Genomic DNA, 24555 nt, shown 5'->3' with positions numbered 1-24555 from the left:
AAAGATGAACAATTTAACAATATGTCCGACGAAAAGATAATTTTTTCCATGGCTGGGGTGTCCAAAATCTACCCCCCAAAGAAACAAGTATTGAAAAACATTCACCTGTCATTCTTCTATGGTGCTAAAATAGGTGTACTTGGACTAAATGGAGCCGGAAAATCTTCATTATTAAAAATTATCGCCGGTTTGGATAACGATATTCAGGGGGAAGTTGTTTTCTCGCCGGGCTATTCTGTTGGTTTTTTGGAACAAGAACCCCTGTTAGACCCAGAAAAAACGGTAATTGAAGTCATCCGGGAAGGTGCAAAAGAAATTGCCGACCTTCTTGCCGAATATGATCAGATCAACGCCTCATTTGCCGATCCTGAGGTTTTGGAAGATCCTGATAAGATGGACAAACTCATCAACAGGCAAGGAACGGTTCAGGAAAAACTGGACCAACTAAATGCTTGGGAGTTGGACAATCAACTGGAAAGGGCCATGGATGCTCTCCGTACACCTCCTGAGGATGCGATCATTAAAAATTTGTCTGGCGGTGAAAAAAGAAGGGTTGCGCTTTGTCGTTTGTTAATCCAGGCGCCTGATGTATTGCTATTGGATGAGCCCACCAACCACCTGGATGCGGAATCGGTGCTTTGGCTGGAGCAACACCTTCAACAATACGCTGGCACCGTCATTGCTGTAACACACGACCGTTATTTCCTCGACAATGTAGCCGGATGGATTCTGGAGCTTGATCGGGGTGAGGGCATTCCGTGGAAAGGCAATTATTCAAGCTGGCTGGACCAAAAACAAAAAAGACTGGCCCAAGAAGAGAAAAGTGAATCCAAACGTCAAAAGACACTGGAACGCGAGTTGGAATGGGTCCGTATGACTCCAAAAGGTCGACAAGCCAAAGCCAAGGCAAGACTGAGCGCCTACGAGAAATTGTTGGGTGAAGAGGGCCGAGAAAAAGAATCCAAGCTGGAACTATACATTCCTCCTGGACCAAGATTGGGTGCCAAGGTGATTGACGTGCAGGGTGTATCAAAATCATACGGAGAAAAATTATTATTTGATGACTTGAGCTTCAGCTTACCTCAAGGTGGCATTGTTGGGATCATCGGTCCAAATGGAGCGGGTAAATCCACGTTGTTCAACCTGATCACAGGAAAAGAACAGGCAGATGTGGGAAATTTTGAAGTAGGTAGCACCGTTAAAATGGCTTACGTGGATCAGGAACATGATCAACTGGATGCCAATAAGACTGTCTTTGAGACCATTTCTGAGGGCAATGAGATCATTGATCTGGGCGGAAAAGAAATGAATGCTCGTGCATATGTGAGTCGATTCAATTTCAGTGGCAATGACCAGCAAAAGAAAGTCGGTGATCTTTCAGGAGGTGAAAGAAACCGCGTTCACCTGGCGATGACCCTGAAACAAGGGGCGAACCTGATCCTGCTTGATGAGCCGACCAACGACCTGGATGTGAATACCCTAAGAGCGCTAGAAGAAGCCCTGGAAAGTTTTGGCGGGTGTGCGGTGATCATTTCCCACGACCGGTGGTTCCTCGATCGCGTAGCGACGCATATTCTTGCTTATGAAGGAGAATCTCAGGTCTATTGGTTTGAAGGGAATTTCTCAGATTATGAAGAGAACCGCAAAAAGCGACTGGGTGATTCCGGACCAAAAAGGATCAAGTACAAGAAGTTGATGAAGTAGCGCTTCGACACGCTCAGCGCGCTAGATACCCGTGCAAGTGGTTTCACCTGCACTACGCCTTCGATAGTGCCCTCACAATCTATCCACATAAAGCAAAATAGCGGTTGTGGGGACACACCGCCGGCAAACAAAAAGGGGCCGCCTTTCAAAGAGAATCAGAAACGAAGACGGCCCGGGAGTAGTGTATCGGTTATTAAAATCTTAGTATCGCTTCACGGTGCTTAATCCGTTTTTGTCAGCATATAATTTAGGATCTCCTTTATAGGATACGGTGCTGATGCCATTCGCATCTACCCACAATTCATCGGTGACATGAACTTGTGCTTTTGAGGCACCATTCAGGTCTAACTCTCCTGTTTCAGCTCTGAAATCCAGGGCGTCCAATTTCGAAGCACCGGTGATATTGGCTTCAATTTTTTCAGCACTACCATCGAGTTCGAGTTTAGAAGCTCCATTCATTTCTATTTCCAAATAATCTGGACGTATGCGGGCATCTAGCTCGGAGGCTCCATTCAATGAAAGCTCCATATCAAAATCTTCAAACCCTCTGATCTCTCCTTCACAAGCACCAGAAAGATTCAACGATTCCAATTTTGGCATGACGATGTAAACGCCAATTTCATAAGGCCAGTCTCCTTTTTCCCACCAACCCCAATCTCGGTTTCGGCGCTTGACCTCCAGTGTATTATTGCGATTGCGAATACTTACGTCATCCAAATCATCTTCGTCGCCACGCAAACGAACTTCGTATTCATCGCCTTCGACGATGAATACTTTGAAATGGGAAGAGACTTTTACTGCCTCGAAATCTTCGTATTGAAAAGACACTTCTTCCCCACGGATACGGCGCCAAGATCGATCAACCCCCGAACTACTAAATTCTCTCTCCTCTTCCTCCAGATCCTCAGTGACACTACTTCTGGAAGAACTTCGGCGGCTTCCTCTGCTTGATGTGCATGTCAAACATTCCAATCCGCCGGAATTGAACACCCAGTCATTGTCTTCCATCTGATAGGTACTGTAACCATTCAGATAAAGTGTATTTCGCAATATCTCAGATAGGTCTCTGTCCATGCGAAACACCTTGCCTTCCGGGATATAGAAGGTAGCATCTACTTCCTGGAATCGGAACGGCGAATCGCCTTTGAAGGTGATGTTGGAATCGAACAGGAAGTCATCTCCCTTCTTCTCCACTACGTAATTCACAGATTCGGCATTTTCACGAGCCGCATTTCTATTCGAACCTCTTGCTGTGGTTCTGGTTTCCAATCGGTAGGTACTGTCTGAGTGTCCTCGCAGACGCAGATCTACTGCTTCGTAACTCCCTAAATCAATGTAATTGAGTTTCAATGTCGGCGTACCACCAGTCATCGCGTAGGTCTGTTGATCACGGACTGTCGTATCCGTTCTGAAATCCCGCACCAGGCTTGGGATGAAAAACGCAGACCCGATCAAGCCTAAGATCCAGAATCCGAACAAGGCCCAGATGACGTATGCTTTGACGACACTTTTCTTTAAGAGTACATACAACCCAAGCAGCGTTATACTTAGCGAAGGAATGAAGGCAATCAAAAAAGCAGAAACTACTGACCAAACACTTACCGTGCGAATAAATACATCTGTAGGGAATTGACCGAAATAGACATAATCTGTCCAATATCCCGCGTCCCATCCAAGCACCACCATCAAAGCAACAATCAACGAGATCATGATTGAAAACCCTACGATGGTAATGATCAGTCCGAAGAAAATACGTACAATTTCAACCAATGCCAGCGCAACAGGCCCCAGGGCGGTAGAAATCGCTTTTATAACTGTAGCAATCACCCGGAATGGGAACAGTAAGACTTTCGCCAGAGCACTTTCTTCTCCTTCTTGCTCATTGAGGTTTTTCTTCACATTTTCCTCAATGTTGCTCAACGTGACCGGTTCACCTTCCATCTGCATTTTTTCAGTGATGGTTCTTGCTTCCGGTGTTATGATCCAGAGGATGATGTAGACAATGATCCCGGCTCCACCCAGGAAGATCGACAACACAAAAAGCAATCGAATGACCGTGGTATCGGTACCGAAATAGGATGCCAAACCACTACAGACGCCACCGAGCGCTCGACTAGCGCCATCGCGGAACAACTTCTTTACGTTCTGATCATCATCTTCCAACATGCTATTACCAGGCACGACGATCCAAAGGATCAGATAAACGATAAATACCGCTCCGAAAAGTCCTCCTAGAAATACGCCAGCGAACGTGGCGATAAATATCAGACGTACCCAAATCGGATCTATCCCAAAGTAATGTGCAATACCTGCACAAACGCCTCCGAGTACTTTCCGACGCTCATCTCTATAGAGTTTTCTGGAACCAGCATCGGATGCCGTTCCCCTTTGATAAGATTCGTCTTGCGTCGTTTGTTCTTGTTGTTGACCAGCTTCATTTTGAGTTTGACCCTCGGATTCAGTTTCAATCGTCGCATCAAAATCCTGGGTTGTACCCATAGTAGCCATAAGGTCTACTACGTCTTCATTGGAAATGACCTGTTTTCCATCTGAAAGTTTGCTCAGGAATATCTCTGCAATTCTATTCTCGATATCATCGATGATTTCTTTACTATCCTCGAAGGTGGAGAAGTACTGATTGACGGAATCGAGGTAAGCACGAAGCTTATCAAAGCCATCTTCCTCGATATGGAAAATGATCCCACCAATATTTATACTTATGTTCTTTTTCATTTTTGTTCCGAGTTGTGATTGACTGAGATGATAGACTGGGTAGAAGTGACCAGCTCCTCCCACGTTTGATTGAGTCCGCTTAGAAATTCGCTGCCATTTTCTGTCAGCGTGTAATATTTACGGGGTGGCCCAGACGTGGATTCCACCCATTTGTAATCGACTAACCCTGCCTTTCGCAAACGGGTTAGCAACGGATATAGCGTTCCTTCCACTACCATGATCCTGGCAGTAGTGAGTTCTTCCAGCATATCTGAAGCGTAAACTTCACCCCTTGAAATGATGTGAAGTATACAAAACTCAAGGATGCCTTTCCGCATCTGTACTTGTGTGTTTTCTATGTTCATTAGCTCATGGCTTTTCTTGTTGATGAATTCTTTGACCTTATAACTCTATACGGAAAGGTACTATGCATGGCCAAGTACATAGCAAAAAACATTACCGAATAGGTGATTTTATTATTATTGTTATATCAATTCTAAGATAAATTATATATATAGCGCATTTGATGACTTCATAAAACAAGCAACTTCACTCCCGGAATTCTAGCAATCCACCTACTTTTGCTCGTATCTTCACCACATACCCTTTCAATTAGCTCTGGTCATTGGCATCCTTCAAATCCATATTGTACCGCTATCACGTTGAATCTTTCCTGATCATTTTTCTCGGGTCTGTGCTACTCACAAGTATCAATCACACGCATGACTGGGGTGGTGATTTTGCTCAATACATGAACAATGCTTCTGATTTGATCAATGGAACCAAAACCCAGCAGCAGGAAATTCTGGATCATGAAAACTTTACACCACTTTCCAGAGGAGCAGGTTTCTCCTTATTACTGGCTGCCCTCTACCCCGTTTTTCAGGACAGCATCGCACCATACACTATTTTCATTAGCCTTTGTTTAATTATCGCTAGCATTGGCCTATTCCAATTCTTCAAGAAAGAAGGGCTTTCACCCTGGCTAAGTCTGGCAATGGTCCTGATTTTTGTACTTCACCCCCTGGTAGTTGTGCAGCGGATGGAAATCCTGCCAACATTTCCTTTTCTAATCTTGCTTTTCATTGGATTCAGTATTGTTGACCAATCAAGCAAGAAATCAATCCTTTTACTGGGAATGGTGGTTGGTCTGATGATCTCTTTTCGAAATGTCGGATGGGTCTTTATGGCTGCTTTATTCATCCATGAAGGTATTGACTTACTGAAAAGTTTCCATTGGCAAAAGGTCTTCCGAGTATTGTTAATTGTTATTGTCTCTCAGGTCGTTGATCTTTTGATCAAGTGGATTGTTTTTGGTCAACTGTCTTTTGAAAACCTGTCCTGGTATGATTCAGTCTTTACTCCTGCCCAAATGTGGCTCAAAGTCCAGGAAAACTTCTTTTACTATTACGACCTGATCCATCTGTTCTTTCGTCAATACCTCGTCCAGGTCAATCATACTCTATATGAAAAAGCCTTTTTGGCCCTGGTTCTGTTAGGATTCTTATCTCGTCTCCGTAGTTGGAAATTATATGACACATTTTTCCTATTGTATCTCGCACTTATCCTTACTTATTTCTGGCAATCCGGCATGCGTTTCCTGGTTCCTGTCTTACCCATTATCCTGGGTTATCTGGGATCAGGAATGAAATGGTTATTGAGCAAATTCATCAAGGAAGAGCATCCCCGTTGGCTAGTATTCAGCTTATGCTTACCCATCATCTTTTTGATTGGACAAGCCAATGAAAGTATGGCTGCTATCCAACAGGCAAAATCAACCGTCCCAGGCCCTCAAAGTCCGGCAGCCATCGAAGCTTTTGACTTTATTCGACGACATACGGATCCGGCACAATCTATCGCTTTTCATAAGCCGTGGGTATTACACCACTACACTGGTCGAGTATCTATGGCCATTAATCCAAAAAATGGAATTGAGGGGTTTTCCATGAGCTATCTTGTCGATAAGATGCAAAGGTTCAAGGTTGATTATTTGCTGATTTCTATTGATCCTAAAGATGTGGCCATCTATAATCAAACACTTGTGAGCGCGATATCAGGTGATACCAGACTCACGGAACGTCGGCGAAATGACGCTTTTGTCTTTTTTGTCATTGAAAACAAAGATTAACCACAAGAATCTGCCTTGAAATAAGTTTCCTGATAAAGGGACATTTACTTTGCCTTGTCTTAAGAAACGTATGAAAAGAACAACTCTTTTTTGCTTATTGATCCTTTCTGGCCTAATTAGTTTGGCCCAGGATGATACCAATACACCTACTTTCAGCAATGAATTCATGAATATTGGTGTGGGGGCTCGGGCATTCGGACTGGGAAGGGCCATGGTCTCCCATGTAAATGATGCCACGGCAGCCTTTTGGAATCCTGCCGGATTGAATCACCTCGAATCTGATTTTGAGTTGAGTCTGATGCGCTCAGATTATTTCAACGGGTTAGCAAATTATGATTATGGCACAATAGCCGCCTCCTTGAAAGACGAAAGTAAGATCGCCCTCTCTATCATTCGCTTTGCAGTCGATGACATCCCTGATACGCGATTCCTATTTGATGCCAATGGCACCATCGATTATGACCGGGTACGCTTTTTTGCTGCGACGGACTATGGTTTCTTGTTAAGCTACGCCCGTAAAATTCCTGTATTTGGAGGCCTCAATGTTGGAGGCAATGCAAAAATCATTCACCGGATTGCTGGTCCATTTGCCCAAAGTTGGGGATTTGGCATTGACGTGGGAGTACAAAAAGAGATTGCCGGATGGAACTTGGGCCTGTTTGGCAAGGACATCTTCAGTACTTTCAATGCCTGGTCACACAATCCTGACGAAATCAGAGATGTATACAACCTTACTGGCAATACGATCCCGACCAATTCTATAGAAATCACTTTGCCCCGGGCGATCTTGGGCGTCTCAAGAAAATTCTCCTTTTTCAACGCCTTTCATCTAATGGCAGCATTGGACCTGGATGTGACTTTCGATGGAAAAAGAAATACAGTTCTTCGATCCAATACCATCTCCATTGATCCGCACGGAGGGCTGGAACTTGGTTACAAGGAAAAAGTATTCCTGAGGTTTGGCGTCAATAACATTCAGCAGCTGACCGATTTTGATCGTTCACAGTATTGGAATGCACAGCCTAATCTGGGTCTTGGATTTGTGATTCGCCAAATCCAGATCGATTACGCCCTGACGGATGTAGGCGATCAATCTGATGCGTTATTCTCTCATGTCTTTTCTGTAAATATTGATTTCAATGTTGAGAAATAGCTTTTTGACTCTGGTAAGTTGTCTTTGCCTCAGCATTTCCGCTGTTGGGCAATACGGCAATGAATGGATCTTGTACGATCAGGATTACTTCAAATTGACGGTCGTCAACGACGGATGGTACCGGGTCACAGCTTCGGAACTGGAAGCTGCGGGTTTCCTTACCGATCAAGTCGCTGCAGATCGATTGCGGTTGTTCAAAAATGGAGAGGAAATCGCCATGGACGTCACCAGCCAAAATGGAAGACTGGTGAGCTTTGAATTCTACGGAGAACGTAACGACGGCCAACTGGATCAACCCATTTATATCTCTCCCGATGCGCAACCTCATGATTATTATGCGCTGTTCTCAGAAGCTACCACCTACTTCCTGACTTACGCTAATGCCGGTCCTGATGGTCTGCGCATGGGATTCTCCACTGACAATGATAATTCCGGCCTTATTCCTGAGACTTTTCACACGGCCGAATCTTTGTTACTTCAAACCAACCGATATGCTACCGGAAGACAGTATACAGTAGAAAGCTTGAATATTCCGCAATATGATTTCGGAGAAGGCTGGAGTGGCAATCTGGTTGCTAGAAATTCGAGTCAGGACTTTTCTTTTTCATTAAGTGATATCGTCACATCAGGCCCGGACCCAAGCCTGGAAATCGTGATGATCGGTGGTAACAACCAGGAACATGGCATCGATGTACTGGTCGGCCCGGATGAAACCTCCTTGCGAACACTGGCAACGGTAAATTTTACCGGGCAAACTTCCTTCACATTCGTCGATGACCTGCAATGGACCGATATCAGTTCGGATGGGTCTTTTCTGGTCAGGGCATCAGTAGTAGGGACTCAAAATTCAGCCGACCAGGTTTCGTTCGCTGCATTGAAAGTGGATTACGCTCAAGCCTATGAAGTACAGGAATTGGATACGATCAAAGCATTCGAATTACCCATCAATGGGCTCGGACGTTCCTTTCTTCGGGTAAACCACAGCAATCCTGATGACCTCCGTTTTTTTGATATCACGGATGCTAATGCTCCTATTCGGTTGAATTTCCGAACGAATCAGAGTCCAAGCCGTGCAGAAGTTGTCGTAAATGGCACTGCTGCTACGAGGACTATACTTTCCGTTCGTGACACAAAAGCAGTTCCTTCAATCCAATCCTATCGCTTTTCTGAGATTGATCTCAGTGAGGCCAATTACCTGATCGTTAGCCACCCTAACCTTAGAAACCCCATTGACGGTGTAGATCCCGTCGAAGCTTATGCGGCTTACAGAGCAAGTGCTACTGGTGGAGGGTTTAATGTTGAAATCACGAATATTCAGGATGTTTATGACCAATTCAGTTTTGGTTATCCTTCACCACTTGCCATCAGAAACATGGTACAAATGGGATTTGAGCAAGGCAATCTTGATCATTTATTCCTGATCGGAAAAGGACTGACCATCAACAGCGCGTTTTACAGGGACAGGGAATCCGTACCTTCAGATGGATCGGTAAATTTGATTCCAGGTTTCGGCCACCCCGGCAGTGACCTGCTATATGTCAGTGGATTCGAACAAGGAGGCAGCATCGATCCTGTGATGTCTGTTGGTAGAATCACTGCTACCAATCCTGGTGAGGTTCGTGGCTACTTAAACAAGGTGATCGAGCATGAAGCTGTGCCCTACAATGAGCTTTGGCGTAAACGCATCCTACAATTAAGTGGGGGACAAAACGAGAGAGAGCTTTCTATTTTCGCGGGCTACGTCCGGCAGTTTGCCAGAACAGCAGCTAATGGTTTATTGGGTGGCTCTGCTCAAAACATCAGTAAAGGAACCACTGAAAACGTGGAATTCGTCAATATCAATGAGCAGGTAGATCGAGGAGTGGGCATGATCACCTTCTTTGGTCATTCGGGAAGTTTTGTCACAGACATTGAAGTAGGAGAAGTCAACACTTTCGAGAACCAGGGACGGTATCCCGGCTTGTTTTTGGTTAATGGTTGCAATGCCGGTGAAATCTATGGTCGGCAAGAGTCTTTTGGTGAGCCCTGGGTGCTGACAGAAAACCTGGGTGCCATGTCCTTTGTCGCACACACAGACCTGGCTTTTGCAAGAAACCTGTTCAACTATTCGGACCTCCTGTATGAAGTGGCCTATGAAGACCCAAATACATTTGGTACATCTATCGGAGAGATCATTCAGGAAGTATCCATCAGATATTTGGATAATTCTTCCACCAACGATGCCTTGTCTCAAGTATTTGCAATGGTCCTTCAAGGGGATCCGGCTCTCAAATTGTTTGCCCCGGAATCTCCCGATTTTAATATTTCCGCGAATAAAATTGAAGCGCATGCCATCGTAGGGGACTTGATCCTGGCCTCGCAGGATTCTTTTCGAATCGATGTTGTGGTGGAAAATTTTGGCAGAACACAAACGGACCCTTTATCCATTCGCTTGTCTCAAACTTTGCCGGATGGGACGGAGAAACAATCCTTAAGGTCTTTTCCTGCTGTAGCATTTCAAGACACATTAAGCTTCTATGTACGAAATGAATTGGGTGAGCGGGTAGAAGGCAATCATTTGTTCTCCATTACGCTGGATCCCAATCAGCTGATTGAGGAATTAGACAAATTCAATAATCAGGCTACGGTGGAAGTCTTTGTTTCCTCCGGCTCAACATTGGCATTATCCCCGATCAACAATGCAGTCATTGAATCTACGGCAGCAACATTGACCTGGCAACCCGTAAATGTTTTGGAGCCAGGTCGGGATTATGAGCTGGAAATTGACTCAGTGAACACTTTCAACAGTTCTTTTCTTAGCAGAGCAGTAATCAATGGCGAAGGATTACTCTCCCATCGCCCGGATCTTTCAAACGTGCCGGATTCGTCAACTGTATTTTGGCGCACGCGATATGCTGACCGAACACGAGATCAAGATACCTTATGGACCACCAGTAGCTTTACGGTCATTAATCAGGCAAATACTGATGGCTGGGGACTGTTTGATCCAGATCAATTATTGGAAATAGAAAACAATCAAATCAGTTATGATCAGGCGAACAATCTGTGGGAGTTTGACAATACATACGAGGAATTGGAAGTATCTACTTTCGGGGGAAACACCACCGAAGTGCCCGCTGGAAGTGAAACGCTTTTTGTGGGTAATGTCGACTTACTGACCACCAGTTTTGGCCCCAGCGTTTGTGCAAACAACGCCATCAATGTGGTGATATTTGACCGAAGAACTGCTAACCCATACACCCCTTTGACTGGTAGCGGCCTTTTATGTGGGAATATCCCGGAAAGGGTCTACAGTCTGGATGCAACAGAGATCCTGGGAAGTAACCGGTGGCTGGAGCAACTAGTCGATGCCATGCAAACAGGGGATCAAATCCTGCTGTTCAACAAAGGTACAGTGGATTATACCGCCTGGGACAATCAGCTTAGGACTAAGCTGGAAGAAGTAGGGATCAGTAGTGCGACAATTGAAGGATTGGTTGCTGGACAGGCAACAATTTTTCTGGGAACAAAAGGCGCATCCGCCGGAAGCGCCATTGCTACTATCACAGATAATACCTCACGTCCGATCACTGAGCAGATCATTCAGCTCGATACCGTTTCCAGAGGAACGTTCGATGCAGGCTCACTTACTTCAGCATACATCGGACCTGCCACGAGCTGGTCCAATGCCACGATCGATGTATCAACTGAACCCAGCGACCTTGTCAATCTCGACATTGTGGGCCTCAATACTTCAGGAGAAGAAGTTACTTTGATCGGTGGAGTAGTCGATCGACAAATTGACTTGTCAACCATTGATGCATCAACTTATCCTTTTTTAAGAGCACAATTCAGATTGTCTGACGAAATTGACTTCACACCGGCACAACTCAACTACATGCACGTACAATATGATGTCCCCCCGGATGGCATGTTGCTGTTTCCCAACGATGAACCTGTCAATATTCAGGAAGGTGATACACTCAGGGCTTCATTTTATTTCTATAATTATTCGGAGCAAACCTTTCAGGATTCTGTCCAGATCAACACCACCCTACTCAACAATGAGGATGGCTCTGTGATCACATTGAGTGAAAATATTTTAGCTCCTGCACCTGGCGATAGTGTCAGGTATGACCTGGAGGAAGATTCACGTGGACGAGTGGGTAATTACAATATGGTGGTCCAGGCAAGACCTAATGGAACGGAACTGTATTCCGTCAATAATTTCTTCAGCACTCCCAATTATCTGGACGTAGCTGCAGATGAACTCAACCCGATATTGGACATTACTTTCGATGGGGTATACATCCTCAACGGTGACATTGTCTCGCCTGATCCTCAAATCAATATCATATTGAAGGATCAAGAAGCTAGTTTGATAAAGACAGATACCACTGGTATCTCGGTAGAGTTAAAAACTGGTGATGATGGTACGTTTGAACAAATCCTGTTTGGTAGTGAGCAATTGTCATTTACTCCGGCAACGGAAGAGGAGGATTTCTCAATGCTTTACCAGCCTGGACCTCTGGAAGATGGTAGTTATACCCTGCGTGTAAGAGCCACCGACGAAAGTGGAAACCGGGCTTCGGAAGTCAATGGTGCTTATGAAATCCGATTCGAGGTGATCAACGAGTCTTCGATCTCGCATTTTTATCCATACCCGAATCCTTTTTCTACCAGTACACGATTTGTTTTCACGTTGACCGGCCTGGATGTTCCTGATGAGATTAAGATACAAATCATGACCGTGACAGGCCGAGTGGTACGGGAAATCTTGCAGGATGAGATTGGGCCCATCCGTGTAGGGAATAATATCACACAATATGCCTGGGATGGTCGTGACGAGTATGGCAATCTATTGGCTAATGGCGTGTATTTCTATCGAGTGATCACCAATGCGAATGGTCAGGCCATCGAAAGGAGAAGCACTATCGCAGACCGGGCTTTCAAGGATGGCTATGGAAAGCTCTACATTCTGAGATGAGTTTTAAAAAAGATCCATTCTTTCTTATTTACGGCCTGTTGTTGGTCGTGGGTACAATCATCTATTTTTTCGGAGACCATGGTGATACGGTTCTATGGGCCAATCGGCTACACACCCCAGCCACAGATGTCCTATTTAAATGGCTTACCTACCTCGGAGACGGTATCTTTTTCGGTATTGCGACTTTACTCCTATTGATTCGTAATTGGAGAACAGGCTTGGTCGTATTGGGCATGGGACTGACGCAAACACTGGTTTCGGCCATTTTTAAAAGGGTCATTTTCAGAGGGGAACCAAGACCCAAGACTTTTTTTTCCGAATTTGAAGGTATCAATCTGCATTTCGTCGAAGGAGTGAAAGTACACGCGTATAATTCCTTCCCATCAGGGCATACATTAACTGCTTTTGCCTTGGCCACCTTCATGGCAGGTTACCTGAAGGATACGAAAATGACCATGCTCTTTCTAGTGCTCGCTACTTTGGCTGGTTTTTCCAGAGTTTACCTGGCCCAGCATTTTCTCATTGATGTGTGTGTGGGTTCGTTTCTTGGAGTAGTGATAGGGTATGTCTTCCATAGGTTGAATGAGAGCATATCAACCTAAAACAATGGAAAAGATTTTACTCACTCAAAAGGTCAATTAGATACATCAAATCACCGTCAACAAATAAAAAAATATCCGTCATTCCTGGCTTAGACCAGGAATCTCAAATTCATTTAGTACTTCTAAGCATGAGATTCCCGCCTGCGCGGGAATGACGTTGACGGTTAACGAATGAAATATTCAGAATAATGGACTCTCTGAGAGAACTTCAAAGAATTGCAAGTGTTAAGATCACCTCACCTCATAGTTATCGTACCAAAACTGCGCGCGTAAGTATTCAATGTTTCTGGAGCTATCTGTTCGGTAACTCTTCCGATGCTTGTGGAATTTGATCGATGTGGACTGGTCAAACTCCAGATTTCTGATCAAGGCATAAGTAGGTGCATGATACACCATCGCTCCAAGAAAATTGGTATTCTCTGCATCGAAGTAGTACCACCATAGATCATCGGTAGAATGATTTTCATTTTCATCCGAGCTGTAGCGTGCTTCTATGGCATGTGCCTGAAACCCCTCAAAGTTCGTAGTGCCTTCATAGGTAAGCTTTACCCCCTCGTCAAGTAATTTGAAAGGCATGCCCAAAACATAGATAGCACTCATAACCGATTGGCTTAATGCTTCCTCATTGGCTTCCTGCAAGGTATCGTTCACAAATTTCTTAGTGGCCTGACTCGTGTATTGTAGGAAATGTCGATCCCCATCCCTCTCCCAGGAAATATCCGCTTCAAATTCCGGAGACATTCGATAGATATGCTGTTGAATAACATTGCTTTCTTCCGAACCATCGCTTAGATATAAAACAGAATGCTTTTGATACCTGATCTCTTTTAAATCCCTCCACACATCAATGGTCCCCGAAACATCGATCGCCTCCTTTAAGATCGCTCTTATTTTTTCATCAGCGATATGTGCATAGGGATCTGTTTTGGGAGGATTAGCAGGAGCTTCCTGCTTTGCTTGCGTGCAGGCTGCCAAAATCGATAGGAATAATATTCGGAAGACATTCTTCATAGGTCAGGGATTTGCGATCACGAATGTAACGATTCATCGGCATTGCATCACCTTGTTAAAAACCTTCCATCAATTTTCACGTATATGACTGTATTCATTCCCCGATACAACCTGGTTTTTCCTACAACTGGGTATGAAAATCGGACAATTCAGCTTGATTTATTGTTCGATAAACGGACAAACATCTCATCTTCACTTCAGAAACTGATTGATTTCAGGCCAAAAAAGCATATTTCAGTGTTTTGGCACGATGATTGCAGTACCCTATACGGAATGAACACCGAGAAACCTAACATAAACGTAAACCTGAGAAGAACACTGCTCATTATCCTGGGCATTGTTGTTGCTTTTTTGCTCAGCTTTGGTTCTCGTGTGATCGCCCTGAACCCACAGGACATCAATACTCCTGACAGATTAGTCACTGATAAGGGGGCCTCCAACGAGCCTGCCATCTCCTGGAACTTGACCGAGAAGGTTTCCGATGATCTTACTTCATTATTTTTGAGTAAGTTATCTCAGATCAAAAAATAATTCTTTTATGAGCAGAAGACTTACCAGATCACGTGAAAAGGTGATCGCGGGTGTTTGTGGTGGTATTGCTGAATACCTTGACCTTGATCCTACATTGGTTCGAATTGCCTATTTGGTGCTGTCCGTTGCCGGGTTTGGTTCAGGGCTGCTTGTTTACCTGGTGCTGTGGTTCATCATGCCACAATCGTAGGCATAAGGAGCATAGAATTCTTCACTATTAGTAATTATCGAGCTAATGAATCAATTCCATTTTACTGGAGCGCGCCTCCCCTAAAGGGTATAAAATTGATTCTCGCCCTGCTCGTCAAGACATGTCTTTTGGGAATTTTAATGTAGCATTAATCCTTGCGAGCGATATACTCTTGGGATTGTGACTTTTCACTGGCCAGTTTCATGGCCTGATATAGACTGACAATTCCTCCCGTCCCTGAAAGCTTACGGAATTTGGTCTTCTTACTTCGCTTGTCTTGTCCTGGGTAACGTACCTTCAATTTACCATACGGCTGCACGGACTCCATGATAATTGCTCTAACCTGCACAGCCGTTAATTCTGGAAAGTAAGCCCGTAGTGTAGCTGCAACGCCAGCAACCACAGGTGCCGCCATGCTCGTACCACTATTGACTTCATATTGATCATCAGGAACCGTAGAATAAATATCTACGCCAGGAGCAAATACCTCTACTTCCATTTTACCGTAATTGCTAAAATCTGCTAACAAAAGATCATTAGGGATTTGATCCGAAGCACCTACTTCTATCCAGTTGGCAGCCTTCTCTCCTGAATTATAAGTACGGATTGGAAAATGCGTCGCTTCATCGATATTGACACTGGCATTTCCGGCCGCATGCACAATCAGTACATCGTTCTCAGCAGCAAACTGGATCGCTTTATCTACGGCTTCTTTATGAGGTGAGTAACCTTTCCCGAAGCTCATATTGATCACTTGAGCACGATTCTCAACCGCGTAAAGAATGGCATTCGCTACATCCTTATCGTATTCATCACCATCAGGCACGGCCCGCAAGGCCATCAATGCAACGTCATTGGCAACACCATCGATACCAATCCCATTGTCACGTACCGCACCAATGATCCCCGCCACATGAGTGCCATGATCCGCATGTCCTCCAAAAACATCGTTATTTCCATATCCCTTTTCGTAAGGATCTTTAGGGTCATCACCGATAATATCTCTAGGATCATAATCGATATTGAAGTGATAATGGTGTCGAGTATAGAAGTACTCACGATATTCCTGATATTCTTCATCCACAAATCCATTATCCAATAATTTGATCATCAAATCTCGGGCACTTACCACGTGTTCTTCTCCGCTTTCCAACGATTCCAGCATTTCTTTGGTCCAGGGGCCTTTGCCAATGGCCTGCCCCAGGATCATTTTGATCTGAGTCAGTGTCTGATCAAATCCTGAAATGGCATCCAGTTCCTCTTTGGCTTTATTTGATTTTTTTAGAATAGAAGCTTTCATCTTCTTCATCTTGGCAAATTCCTCCTCATCTGCACCTGTCAATTGCGTGGTGTCCTTCGAAGCAAATTTTTCGCGTAAAGCGCGGAAGTGACGCACTTCTCCATAAGTCTCAGCAATCACATTGGCGCCATTGGGTCCTCCAAGAAAATTCCACCCGTGGATATCATCGATGTATCCATTGTTATCATCGTCTATGCCATTTCCAGGAATCTCATCTTCATTCACCCAAATGTTGTCTTTGAGATCCGGATGCTCAATATCTATCCCTGAGTCAATGACCGCAACAATGACCTTTTTTCTAGCATTATCACCAAAAGTTTCATAAGCGCGATTTACACTCACACCAAGTGCACCATCTGCTTTTAGATCTTTATTGTACCAATCGGAATTTTGGCCAAAGGAGGAAACGGCCAGGATCAAGCCCAGGAGGGAAATTTGCAATCTCTTTGAAAACACTTCTTCTACTATTCTAAATGCAACTAGCCTTCTAAAATAAGGCAATTACCTGTTCTCAACGTGGGAATAGTGATTTTATTAGCTAAGTCTTGCATAAGCGGCTAACCAGCGTGACGGAATCTCTCCATTCATCGCACTTTGGTAATCCGAATAGCTACACGGGATCATTTTGTTCTTCAGAAAAACGGATTTTTCCTGTGCCGAATCTGGCACTTCCATCCACCATTTCTCGCTCCGCTTACTCTTGAAAAAACGAATAGTTGAAGGCTCTCCACCAAGATCTACTTCATAGATCATGTAATTGTCCAGCTGGAACAGCTTGTCTTCCACACGGTTGTAATAGCCTTCGATGAAATACCAAATCATGGTTGCCAGAACAAAGGCTGTAGTGCCTCGTTCATCATCGCGATCCACGTCATATTCATGAAACCCTATTGACGTCAATTTATCATTGAGGCCTGCATACCAACAAAGCTGACATGCATCCTCTCCACTCAAGCCATATGGTCCTGAGTTCGTGGCTCCGGAAGCAAACTGTTGATTGATGGCTGAAATATCAAAGGAAAGCAGGTCGGCATCCCGAATCAAGGGTTCCATCTCTTCGAGTTTTTCTTTCACCATACCGATACGAATGGCTTCAAAGTACAATGATTCCATCAAAGCAAACTTGTCTTCTCCGACCAGAAAGCTTTGATGACCTAAGTGAAGTAACTGAAACAAATAGTTGGGGTCGTGCTTGATGATGGTGTCCAGGTGCTGTCCTGATGCATCATTGGCTTCTCCAATATTGATGGCATTGTCCACCACCATCAAATTGACCATTCGCTCCATGTTTTCATAAGCCTGGTACTGCCCGATCAACATGTCATGAGTTCCACCAATCAGGACAGGAACAATTTCTTGTTCCATCAACATGAAACAAACTTCCTTCAATCGCAAATAAGTATCCTCCAGTGTAGGACCATTACGCACATTACCCAGGTCGGCAATGCGATAACCGCCAGCCCCCTTTTGTAAGGTGTACAGCTTTTTTCGAATGGCATCTGCCGCTTCTCCGAGTCCGGAAGCATTGCGTTCACTCCCTCGGGTTTCCATGATCCCAATCAAAGCAATGTTGATACCTTCCAGGTCTGGTATTTGCTCGAAATAGGTATAAATGGACTGCCCAAAATTTGGTTCTTCTATCGTCAGGCGATGAATGTCATTGGAGATGGGATCAAGGAATAAAGACAGGTCCATGTGTTAATTTATTGAAACGCTATTACGTAGATCAACAAGATATCGAAGATACTCTTTAGAGTATCTCCTGTCCAGGACATATGACTAGGATTTCCTATGACATTAAATTAAGATTCGTCACTGCGAAGAATTGAAGCAATCTGCTATTCGAATTTACTTCGAAAGTCCATTTGAGATTGCCGCTTCGGCGGTCCGATCACAGGGCTCGCAATGACGGTCCCTTCCCTTAATTTAATGACATAGGCAGGAATTATGTCTTGGAATTCTCTAGAACACAAAAAAAGGGAAAACTTTCATTTTCCCTTTATGCTTTAAGCGAAGGTTTTAATTAGCCTCCGAAATCGTCAAATCTGATATTCTCATCCGGGATACCGTAATCTTCTCCCATCTTCTGCACCGCTTTGTTCATCAAAGGAGGTCCGCAGAAGTAAAGCTCGATATCTTCAGGAGCATCATGCTTCTCCAGGTACTCGTCAATTACAGCCTGGTGTACGAATCCTAAGAAGCCATCACCTTCGGCATCATCAACATCTTTCTTTACTTTCCAGTTGTCTTCTTCCAAAGGCTCTGAAAGTACGATGAAGAATTTGAAGTTCGGAAAGTTTCTTTCCAATTCGTAGAAGTGCTCCAAATAGAACAACTCTCTTCTCGAACGACCACCATACCAGTAAGTTACTTTTCTACCGGTCTTCAACGTCTTGAACAGATGATAAAGATGAGAACGCATTGGCGCCATACCTGCTCCACCACCTACATACAGCATTTCTGCTTCGGAAGGATTGATAAAGAATTCACCGTAAGGTCCTGAAATAGTTACTTTATCGCCAGGCTTCAGTCCGAAGATATAAGAAGAAGCAATACCCGGATTTACCTTCATCCAGCTATTGTTCGCTCTGTCCCATGGTGGGGTAGCGATACGAACGTTGAGCATAATTTCACGTCCTTCTGCAGGATATGAAGCCATAGAATAGGCACGCTCAATGGATTCGTCGTTCTTCATTTTCAGATCCCAAAGACCGAAGCTGTCCCATTCCTTCTGGAATTTATCGGCTTCATCGTGCTCTTCAGGGTGTGCAGTGATGTCCATGTCTTTAAAGTCTACCTCACATTTAGGTACTTCAATCTGGATGTAACCACCAGCCTGGTAGTCCATCTCTTCAGGAATCTCAACTACAAATTCTTTGATGAATGAAGCCACGTTGTAGTTTCTCACTACGGTCGCTTCCCATTTCTTGATTCCGAAGATCTCTTCAGGAATCTCAATTTCCATATCTTCTTTCACCTTCACCTGGCAAGAAAGACGCACATTGCTTTTCTGCTCAGTTCGGTTCAGGTGACCTACCTCTGTGGGCAGTACATCTCCACCACCTTTTTCGATGGTGCATTTGCACATGGCACAAGTACCTCCTCCACCGCAAGCGGAAGGAAGGAAAATTTTCTGCGCACTTAGCGTAGAAAGCAGTGTAGAACCCGCGGTTGTAACAATGGGGTTCTCTTTATCGCCATTCACCACAATACTCACAGGTCCGGATTGCACCAGCTTCGACTGGGCAACAAGAAGAATTAGGACCAACAACAGGATAACAACTGTGAAGGCGATGATCGACGTGACTATAATTGGGGACATATCAATCCTTTTGAAATTTCAAGTGCAAATATATAATCCAAGTCTTGAATCAACCCTCCGAACTCGGAGTGTTTTCTGTGATTCTCAAAGATGGTAACAAATGCTGTGATAAAAGGTTACTGCAGTAGCTTAAGAAGTGCCGTAAGACGTGTTTTCAATTGTCGGCGATCTACAATAAAATCCAGGAATCCGTGATCTTGCACAAACTCCGCACTCTGAAATCCTTTTGGCAAGTCTTTTCCGATGGTTTCACGGATCACACGAGGACCAGCAAAACCGATGAGCGCCCCTGGTTCGGCAATATTGAAGTCACCCAGCATGGCGAAAGAAGCAGTAACCCCTCCCGTCGTAGGATCCGTCAATAGAGAAATATATGGCAAACCAGCACGTTCCAGCAGACTCAATCGGCCAGAAATCTTGCCCATTTGCATCAACGAAAAACCGGCTTCCATCATTCTCGCCCCCCCTGACTTAGAGATCATAAGAAAAGGCGTCTTGTTTTTGAGTGCATTATCTACTGCCCTGGCGATCTTTTCTCCTACTACTGCCCCCATAGAACCTCCTATAAAAGAGAAGTCCATACAAGCAATCGTCAAGTCAAGACCATTCATTTTACCTTGAGCAGTTCGAACAGCATCTTTTAATTCCGTCTTCTTCTGAGAAGCAGCAATTCGGTCCGGATATTTTTTAGTATCGACAAAATTGAGTGGATCCGCAGATTGCAGATCCTCATTCAATTCCGTGAATTGGTTGTCGTCGAAAAGTATTTCGAAATATTCTTTAGAGCCGATTCTTACATGGTAATCATCCTCAGGAGACACATAGGCATTGCTGCGTAGCTCTCGCATGTGAACGATCGTTCCTTTGGGGGTCTTGTACCAAAGTCCGTCAGGAACTTCTTTTTTCTGGGTTGTGGGGGTGTTTATTCCCCGATCTTGTCTGTTAAACCAAGCCATAAATGCAATTCTGATTACAGAAGAGCGCAAAAGTAAATCATATTCGCCCTACTTCGCCAAGTTTTGGGAAATCTTGAAGTCAAGACTCGTCTATTCGGACTGAGCAAATACCAGCAATCACTTGCGATAAAGTCAAAGAAAAGTTTGCGTAACCAAATAGTTACACTTATAATTGTAACCATACGGTTACATAAAAAGAGATGAGGAGAGATGTATTTCAGGCAATTGCCGATCCGGTGAGAAGGGGAATCATTGATTTATTAGCTGAATCACCCCATACAGTGAATGAAGTTGCGGAAAAGTTTGATATCAGTCGACCTGCCATATCCAAGCACTTGAAAATTCTGAATGAGTGTGGACTGGTGCAGACCGTTCAAAAAGGAAGGGCCAGACATTGTGTGATCATTCCCGCCGAACTGAGCAAAGTAGCCGATTGGGTGACCCAACACCGCCAGCTTTGGGAACAGAGGCTGGACACATTCGAAGCATACTTAGAAGAATTAAAAAATAAACGCGAAAACTCATGACAGATATTGAAAAACGCACGATCACTATTGAAAGATTGTTCGACGCTCCAATTGCATTGGTTTGGGAAGCCTGGACCCAATCCGAGCACATCGCCAACTGGTGGGGACCTCCCGGCATGCAAATGGACATTGAGAAACATGAATTTAAAGTCGGTGGAGATTGGGAATACATCATGCGCATGCCGGACGGCAATCCATTCAAATCATTTGGCACCTATTCCCGAATCGAGGCACCTACACTTTTGGAAACTACCGCCAATTTCATTCCAATGACCGAAGGTGTGACCCTGGTTGTCGAATTGAAGGAAGACGGGGATCAAACGGCAATGACCTTCAAAGTCATTCATCCCACAGAGGAATACGCCAAAGCACAGGAAGAAATGGGCATCTACAATGGATGGGGCTCTGTGTTTACTCGCTTGAATGAATATTTCAAAACCATCTGAGTCATCTACAACACACTATGATTAGCTTTATTCAGCGTAACAACTGAATAAAGCTTTTCAATGGAAATCAACGCGAAACAAAATCCCCACCGCAACTATTGGATAGCAGCTATTGCCATCACCTTGATTCCTGAAGTGATTTATCTGATCGTGAATGGCTTGGGTGACTCAGATACAGTGGCTTATTGGATTGGATATCGCATCGGGATCGCTTCAGTATATTTCATAGGGATTGCCTTGATTTCAGGAGGTTTCTTCCTCGGCACCTTCTTTTGTATGAGAAATTGGGATTTTATGCGATTCTTAAAAATGCTTATCTTATTCTCGATCATATACGTCATCATTTCACTATACTACAGGTTTGTTTCCTGACTTCCCATTTCGAAAAGAAATCCTGTCTTTCGCTGATCTTCTTGAGGTGTATTTGTGTTAGGATACTAGAATTGACCTAACAATGCTTTTAATGTTTGGCAAAAATCCTGTTCAGGTATTCCAAGTGGATATTCTTATTAACTTTGCGCACTGTTTTTCAAGAATTTAACAGAACGAAGAACAACAGACTAGTTAGAAAGACGTAACAGGGATTAGATCGATAAAATTTAGGTCAGGAGACCAGCTCTCATGTGGTATAAACTAGCAAACTTCATTCTAAAATACCGCCTTCTTCTCATCATCGGTGTGGCCATCATCACGGGGTTCATGGGTTACCATGCCCAATTCACCAAGATGTCCTATGAGATGATCAGTATCGTACCGGACGATGATCCTGATGCTGTTTATTTCCAGCAATTCAAAGATCAATTTGGACAGGATGGCAACATCATGGCCATCGGATTCAAAGACAGCTCGATCTATGAACTGGATAACTTCCGCCGATTAGGGTACATGATCGAGGAGTTAGGCAAGCTGAATGGCGTGACCGAAGTACTTGGCCTCCCCAACATGAAAAGCCTCGCCAAGAATACGGCGGAAAGAAAATTTGATTTCAAGGAAGTATTCCCGGATCAAATCGATTCTCAGGAACAGTTGGATAGTTTGCTGAAAGTAGCTGCTTCACTCAAATTCTATAGTGGTCAATTACTCAATCCGGACAATGGCGCTACACTCGTAGTGGTATCCCTGGACAAAGAGATCATCAATAAGGAAGATCGAAATGTACTGATCTACGACGTAGAACGAACGGGTCTGGAATTCGAGGCTTCAACGGGGATCGATGTACACGTGGCTGGTTTACCTTACGTACGCACGACGAACATGACCCGGATCAAAGGCGAGCTCAATCAGTTCCTGATCTTGTCTGTCATCATCACAGCACTCATCTTATTCTTCTTTTTCCGATCCATGAAAGCCGTGATCATTCCTTTGGTCATCATTGGTGCGGTGATCCTCTGGGTGATCGGTTCCATTCATTTATTCGGATATAACATTACGGCGCTCACCGGATTGATCCCATCTATCATTGTGGTCATCGGCATCCCTAACAGTGTATACCTCCTGAATAAGTATCACCATGAATTTGCCAAACATGGCGATCATCACAAGGCACTTCGGGCAATCATCCGAAAGATAGGGATCATTACACTGATCACGAACTTCACAACTGCCATAGGATTCCTGGTATTGATCTCCACCCAGATCCCGATACTGATGGAGTTCGGCATCATCGCTGGATTGAACATCATTGCGACATTCATTGTCAGCATCATCCTATTGCCTGGGATATTCTCTTATGTGAAGCCTCCGTCACAAAGACATTTGAAACACATGCAGTTTCCGATCCTGAATCGGACGCTCAGTGGACTGATTCGACTGGCCAAAACCAAACGTCCCGCGATTTTCGTCAGCACATTCGTGATTGTGGTGATTTCCTGTTTTGGCCTGACAAAAATCAAAGCCTTGTCCTATTTGGTAGATGACCTTCCGGACACCAGTCAGGTATTGCAGGACTTGCGATTCTTCGAAAGCAATTTCAATGGGATCATGCCACTCGAACTGGTAGTTGATACCGGCACAAAAAATGGCGTGAAAAACCTGCGATATCTGAATAAGATCGGAGAGTTGGAAACGTTCCTCGATTCGATCGAATACATTTCTCAGCCAATTTCAGTGGTCAGCTTCATCAAGGCGGCCAAGCAGGCTTATTACAATAATGTGCCTGCTTTTTATGACCTGCCCACCAATCGTGAGCGTGGATTGTTGCTGCGTTACCTCGAGGGCAATGAAGAACAAGAAGAATTGTCCCGCTCGTTTGTAGATTCTACAGGCCAGATCATTCGAGTCTCATTGAAAGTCGTGGACATTGGGTCTACCAAAATGGATTCTTTGGTCAATGAAGTGATTCGCCCAAGGATCAGTGAGATCTTTGAGGGCGGGAAACTGCAAGCAGATATTACCGGCACGACCTTCTTATTCATCAAGGGCAATCGTTTCCTGATTGAAAACCTGATCACTTCGATGATCATTGCCTTTTTCATCATTGCCTTGATCATGGCAGTCTTGTTCCGAAAAGGAAAAATGATCGTGATCTCACTGATCCCAAATATTATTCCGCTGTTGATGACCGGGGCCATCATGGGCTACTTTGGCATTCCGCTTAAGCCCAGTACCGCATTGGTGTTCAGTATTGCGTTTGGCATCTCTGTGGACGACAGCATTCACTTTCTTGCCAAGTACCGACAAGAAATGGCCATTAATGGCAACCATGTTATTAAAGCAGTAGAAACCAGCATCCGGGAAACTGGAGCAAGTATGATCTACACATCGATCATTTTGTTCTTTGGATTTGTGATCTTCTCTTTTTCGCAATTTGGTGGTACGATCGCACTCGGCAAATTGACTTCCATTACGTTGTTAATTGCCATGTTGACCAATGTCATCGTACTCCCTGCGCTTTTGTTACAGTTTGATAAAGGCAGCGAAAGCAAGGAACAATCCATCCCATTCAGTGAAAATGGCCAGGACCCCAGCCATTCCACAGCTACCACAATAAAAAACTAACCATAGCATT

At 44.3% G+C, this 24555-nt stretch carries 18 protein-coding genes; 11 read left to right on the top strand and 7 right to left on the bottom strand.

Translation table 11 applies throughout. The features are described from left to right. The first annotated feature begins 21 nt into the window (after positions 1-21). Positions 22-1704 carry an energy-dependent translational throttle protein EttA gene (gene ettA, locus R8G66_34525; protein ID MDW3197533.1) on the top strand — a complete coding sequence of 561 codons (1683 nt, stop codon included), beginning with the start codon at positions 22-24 and terminating at the stop codon, positions 1702-1704. Positions 1705-1905: 201 nt separating this feature from the next. On the opposite strand, the gene R8G66_34520 is transcribed toward ettA, so the two are convergent. Beyond that, the gene (locus R8G66_34520; protein ID MDW3197532.1) at positions 1906-4437 is read right to left on the bottom strand and encodes a PspC domain-containing protein; all 2532 of its coding nucleotides are present in this window, start codon (positions 4435-4437) and stop codon (positions 1906-1908) included. After that, positions 4434-4781 (bottom strand): PadR family transcriptional regulator, encoded by a 348-nt coding sequence (locus tag R8G66_34515; GenBank protein MDW3197531.1) that lies wholly within the window; start codon positions 4779-4781, stop codon positions 4434-4436. Before R8G66_34515 ends, R8G66_34520 begins: the two co-directional genes overlap by 4 nt. Positions 4782-5041: 260 nt before the next feature. Between R8G66_34515 and R8G66_34510 the strand changes: the two genes are divergently transcribed. The 4 genes from R8G66_34510 to R8G66_34495 all read left to right on the top strand — a co-directional run bounded on the left by R8G66_34510 (position 5042) and on the right by R8G66_34495 (position 13265). Further along, on the top strand, positions 5042-6544 hold the full coding sequence (locus R8G66_34510) for a hypothetical protein (GenBank protein ID MDW3197530.1): 1503 nt from the start codon (positions 5042-5044) through the stop codon (positions 6542-6544). A 70-nt stretch (positions 6545-6614) separates the two neighbouring features. Further along, a complete protein-coding gene (locus tag R8G66_34505; GenBank protein ID MDW3197529.1) occupies positions 6615-7697 on the top strand; it encodes a hypothetical protein in 1083 nt (360 codons plus the stop codon). After that, positions 7684-12663, top strand: a complete 4980-nt coding sequence (locus tag R8G66_34500; GenBank protein MDW3197528.1) for a C25 family cysteine peptidase — start codon at positions 7684-7686, stop codon at positions 12661-12663. The genes R8G66_34505 and R8G66_34500 overlap by 14 nt, the downstream gene beginning before the upstream one ends. After that, positions 12660-13265, top strand: a complete 606-nt coding sequence (locus R8G66_34495) for a phosphatase PAP2 family protein (protein MDW3197527.1) — start codon at positions 12660-12662, stop codon at positions 13263-13265. The genes R8G66_34500 and R8G66_34495 overlap by 4 nt, the downstream gene beginning before the upstream one ends. A gap of 231 nt (positions 13266-13496) precedes the next feature. Here the strand turns inward: R8G66_34495 and R8G66_34490 are convergent, their stop codons facing one another. After that, positions 13497-14276: a hypothetical protein gene (locus R8G66_34490; GenBank protein MDW3197526.1), complete on the bottom strand. Its 780-nt coding sequence runs from the start codon at positions 14274-14276 to the stop codon at positions 13497-13499. A gap of 273 nt (positions 14277-14549) precedes the next feature. On the opposite strand from R8G66_34490, the gene R8G66_34485 reads away from it, so the two are divergent. Both R8G66_34485 and R8G66_34480 read left to right on the top strand, forming a co-directional pair. Then, positions 14550-14807 (top strand): hypothetical protein, encoded by a 258-nt coding sequence (locus tag R8G66_34485; protein ID MDW3197525.1) that lies wholly within the window; start codon positions 14550-14552, stop codon positions 14805-14807. Positions 14808-14814: 7 nt separating this feature from the next. Next, a complete protein-coding gene (locus R8G66_34480; GenBank protein ID MDW3197524.1) occupies positions 14815-14997 on the top strand; it encodes a PspC domain-containing protein in 183 nt (60 codons plus the stop codon). Between the two features lie 148 nt (positions 14998-15145). On the opposite strand, the gene R8G66_34475 is transcribed toward R8G66_34480, so the two are convergent. The 4 genes from R8G66_34475 to accD form a co-directional block, all read right to left on the bottom strand. Then, entirely contained in the window at positions 15146-16738 is a 1593-nt protein-coding gene (locus tag R8G66_34475) for a S8 family peptidase (protein ID MDW3197523.1), read from the bottom strand. A gap of 93 nt (positions 16739-16831) precedes the next feature. After that, the gene (locus R8G66_34470; GenBank protein MDW3197522.1) at positions 16832-17992 is read right to left on the bottom strand and encodes a formimidoylglutamase; all 1161 of its coding nucleotides are present in this window, start codon (positions 17990-17992) and stop codon (positions 16832-16834) included. A 328-nt stretch (positions 17993-18320) separates the two neighbouring features. Next, complete coding sequence (gene nqrF, locus R8G66_34465; GenBank protein ID MDW3197521.1) at positions 18321-19619, bottom strand: NADH:ubiquinone reductase (Na(+)-transporting) subunit F; 1299 nt, start codon at positions 19617-19619, stop codon at positions 18321-18323. A gap of 116 nt (positions 19620-19735) precedes the next feature. Beyond that, positions 19736-20575 (bottom strand): acetyl-CoA carboxylase, carboxyltransferase subunit beta, encoded by an 840-nt coding sequence (gene accD / locus R8G66_34460; protein MDW3197520.1) that lies wholly within the window; start codon positions 20573-20575, stop codon positions 19736-19738. A gap of 200 nt (positions 20576-20775) precedes the next feature. On the opposite strand from accD, the gene R8G66_34455 reads away from it, so the two are divergent. The 4 genes from R8G66_34455 to R8G66_34440 all read left to right on the top strand — a co-directional run bounded on the left by R8G66_34455 (position 20776) and on the right by R8G66_34440 (position 24545). Next, positions 20776-21102 carry a metalloregulator ArsR/SmtB family transcription factor gene (locus tag R8G66_34455; protein MDW3197519.1) on the top strand — a complete coding sequence of 109 codons (327 nt, stop codon included), beginning with the start codon at positions 20776-20778 and terminating at the stop codon, positions 21100-21102. Further along, on the top strand, positions 21099-21548 hold the full coding sequence (locus R8G66_34450) for an SRPBCC domain-containing protein (GenBank protein ID MDW3197518.1): 450 nt from the start codon (positions 21099-21101) through the stop codon (positions 21546-21548). The genes R8G66_34455 and R8G66_34450 overlap by 4 nt, the downstream gene beginning before the upstream one ends. A gap of 60 nt (positions 21549-21608) precedes the next feature. Then, on the top strand, positions 21609-21920 hold the full coding sequence (locus R8G66_34445) for a hypothetical protein (GenBank protein MDW3197517.1): 312 nt from the start codon (positions 21609-21611) through the stop codon (positions 21918-21920). A gap of 249 nt (positions 21921-22169) precedes the next feature. Then, on the top strand, positions 22170-24545 hold the full coding sequence (locus R8G66_34440) for an MMPL family transporter (protein MDW3197516.1): 2376 nt from the start codon (positions 22170-22172) through the stop codon (positions 24543-24545). The last annotated feature ends 10 nt before the right edge of the window (positions 24546-24555 follow it).

The organism is Cytophagales bacterium, assembly GCA_033344775.1.
Taxonomy (GTDB): Bacteria; Bacteroidota; Bacteroidia; order Cytophagales; family Cyclobacteriaceae; genus JAWPMT01.
The sequence above is the reverse complement of the archived record's forward strand: the minus strand, read 5'-3'. Positions and strand labels throughout refer to the sequence as shown.

Coding starts and splice junctions, on each gene's coding strand:
- ettA (MDW3197533.1), top strand. CDS start 22: ATGTCCGACGAAAAGATAATTTTTTCCATGGCTGGGGTGTCCAAAATC.
- R8G66_34500 (MDW3197528.1), top strand. CDS start 7,684: ATGTTGAGAAATAGCTTTTTGACTCTGGTAAGTTGTCTTTGCCTCAGC.
- R8G66_34470 (MDW3197522.1), bottom strand. CDS start 17,992: ATGGACCTGTCTTTATTCCTTGATCCCATCTCCAATGACATTCATCGC.
- R8G66_34440 (MDW3197516.1), top strand. CDS start 22,170: ATGTGGTATAAACTAGCAAACTTCATTCTAAAATACCGCCTTCTTCTC.
- nqrF (MDW3197521.1), bottom strand. CDS start 19,619: ATGTCCCCAATTATAGTCACGTCGATCATCGCCTTCACAGTTGTTATC.
- R8G66_34505 (MDW3197529.1), top strand. CDS start 6,615: ATGAAAAGAACAACTCTTTTTTGCTTATTGATCCTTTCTGGCCTAATT.
- R8G66_34515 (MDW3197531.1), bottom strand. CDS start 4,781: ATGAACATAGAAAACACACAAGTACAGATGCGGAAAGGCATCCTTGAG.
- R8G66_34445 (MDW3197517.1), top strand. CDS start 21,609: ATGGAAATCAACGCGAAACAAAATCCCCACCGCAACTATTGGATAGCA.
- R8G66_34495 (MDW3197527.1), top strand. CDS start 12,660: ATGAGTTTTAAAAAAGATCCATTCTTTCTTATTTACGGCCTGTTGTTG.
- R8G66_34455 (MDW3197519.1), top strand. CDS start 20,776: ATGAGGAGAGATGTATTTCAGGCAATTGCCGATCCGGTGAGAAGGGGA.
- R8G66_34485 (MDW3197525.1), top strand. CDS start 14,550: ATGAACACCGAGAAACCTAACATAAACGTAAACCTGAGAAGAACACTG.
- R8G66_34480 (MDW3197524.1), top strand. CDS start 14,815: ATGAGCAGAAGACTTACCAGATCACGTGAAAAGGTGATCGCGGGTGTT.
- accD (MDW3197520.1), bottom strand. CDS start 20,575: ATGGCTTGGTTTAACAGACAAGATCGGGGAATAAACACCCCCACAACC.
- R8G66_34450 (MDW3197518.1), top strand. CDS start 21,099: ATGACAGATATTGAAAAACGCACGATCACTATTGAAAGATTGTTCGAC.
- R8G66_34490 (MDW3197526.1), bottom strand. CDS start 14,276: ATGAAGAATGTCTTCCGAATATTATTCCTATCGATTTTGGCAGCCTGC.
- R8G66_34520 (MDW3197532.1), bottom strand. CDS start 4,437: ATGAAAAAGAACATAAGTATAAATATTGGTGGGATCATTTTCCATATC.